The following is a 1,869-nucleotide window of genomic DNA, read 5'->3' on the forward strand; positions in this document are numbered from 1 at the left end:
AAAAATGCGATTGTTTATGGTAAGCTTACAGTTAAAGGTAATGGTAAGCGAAGTTGCATTTACTCCTCCTGTACCGTAAGTTACCGAGAATGATTTAAAGGCTACTTTTTCTAATATTTCAGGAATATTATCTACTGTATCTGTTGTACAGGAATTAATAATGTCTTTTATACTTATACCTTCTTCCTTAACCGATGCTAGAGAGGCATATAGTGTACTTGTTGTTTCTGATTTTTTTGTAATTTTTCTATAACCAAAAGCAATATTTACAGCTAAAGGGGCATTAGGGTTCCCCATATGGAAATCCGTTTGCCCACTTACTTCTAAAAACAACGGTTTTTGCTGCTCTTCTGACATTAAAAATTACAGTTAATATATTGGATAAATTGCCTTTATTTAATTTGAAAAATTATTAATTAAATTTTATTCTGTTTCTGCTTCTTTTGTTTCTACTACCGATAAAGCTACAGGTTCATTCGAAATTCTAAACCCAACATTTTTAATGGTAAAATTTCCAAATTTAAATTCGTCATCTTTTCTTGATTGTACATTAAAATCGAATGTTTTTTGGTCTATATTAAAATGAAATTCTTTAAACTCTATAAGGAATTCTTGAACATCAGGAACTTCTGCATCATTCGCATCTTTTAATTCTGGATAAGTTACGGTAGCTGTAGATTCTGTTTCTTCTTTAATCCATGCTACCAATTGGTCTAATCTTATATAAGATCCTGGTGCCCCATCTGTTTTATCACTAAAATCAATAAATTTATCGCCTTTTAGGTTTTTATCGGTTTTAGTATTCCCCATTCTTACACTTACAAGTGCAGCTTCAGGTTGTCCAGGTTTTGGATTTTTTGGACCTATTGCTATTTGCCCTCTTAAATCTAAGCTAAGGCCTGGCATTTTCATTAATCCGTTAATAGTAATCTTTACTTTTCCTGCTTCTGTGCCTTCTTTTTTTATAGTCCCTCCAACAGTTGTTTCAATAACCTTATTCCCATCCTTCCAGACAACTTGTATATTATCTTCTTCATCAAAATCTGACCAATCTGCTAAAGTTCCTTTAGTATTAACAATTTTAGGAACATAAGCTGTTTGATTGTCAAAGCTTTTTAGTTTAGCAGTTGCTTCAACTGATTTCCCATTAGTTAAGTTTTTAATTTCTGAAATAGTAATTGCCATAATATTAGTTTTAGTTATTTGTTTTTAAAAATTGTATTGAATAATTAGTATTGTTTTAGTATTTAATGATATAGTTTAAAGCGATCCACTTTGGTCTATTTTTATCTGAAGAAGAACCACTATTAAACTCTTTTATGTCTACAGCAACACTGTGATTATGGCTGCCCTCGGATTCTGTTTTTTCATTTTTAATATTTCTCCCATTTGTATCTATCCCAGAGTAGCCTCCTCCAGCAAAACCTCGTTTGTACCAGTTAGGCCAAAACCTATGTCTATGTGCTCCTTTAGTATTGGTAGTAAAGCTTTGTTTGGGCGGATTTACTTTATGCGAATGCTGGTCTGGGTTTCCTTTTTTACCAACTTTTTCTGCAGCAACTGCTGCATTTGCCCCCATTGGAAAAGTGCTTCTTAAATCTGGAACCTTAAAGTTATTTCCACTTCCTCCATAAGTGTATCCTACTACTTTAAAAAGCTCTCCTTTGCTGCCACTTTTTTGGTGAGTACTTCCATCGCATAATAACCAGCCTTCTGGCGCTTTTGTTCCTGCAAATTGAATAATGCTTCCAACAGGCATAATAACCCCTGTTTTATCTTTTATTCTTCCTTGAGATTTAACATCTCCATTGATTTCTAATTTTACTTTTGGAGCATTGGTACCGACACCTACATTTCCATTAGAAAGGA

At 33.1% G+C, this 1,869-nt stretch carries 3 protein-coding genes; all 3 read right to left on the reverse strand.

Going from position 1 to position 1,869, the window contains the following annotated elements; all coding sequences use genetic code 11:
- Positions 1–357, reverse strand: a 357-nt coding sequence (locus ACVC2P_RS11845; protein WP_452598681.1) for a hypothetical protein, incomplete at its 3' end; no start/stop codon positions are given.
- Positions 358–423: 66 nt separating this feature from the next.
- Positions 424–1,185, reverse strand: coding sequence for a hypothetical protein (locus ACVC2P_RS11850; protein WP_452598682.1), 762 nt, complete (start codon positions 1,183–1,185; stop codon positions 424–426).
- Positions 1,186–1,240: 55 nt separating this feature from the next.
- Positions 1,241–1,869 (reverse strand): phage tail protein (locus ACVC2P_RS11855; RefSeq protein WP_452598683.1); only part of this gene is annotated, 629 nt, incomplete at its 5' end.

Source organism: Pontimicrobium sp. MEBiC01747, from assembly GCF_053601635.1.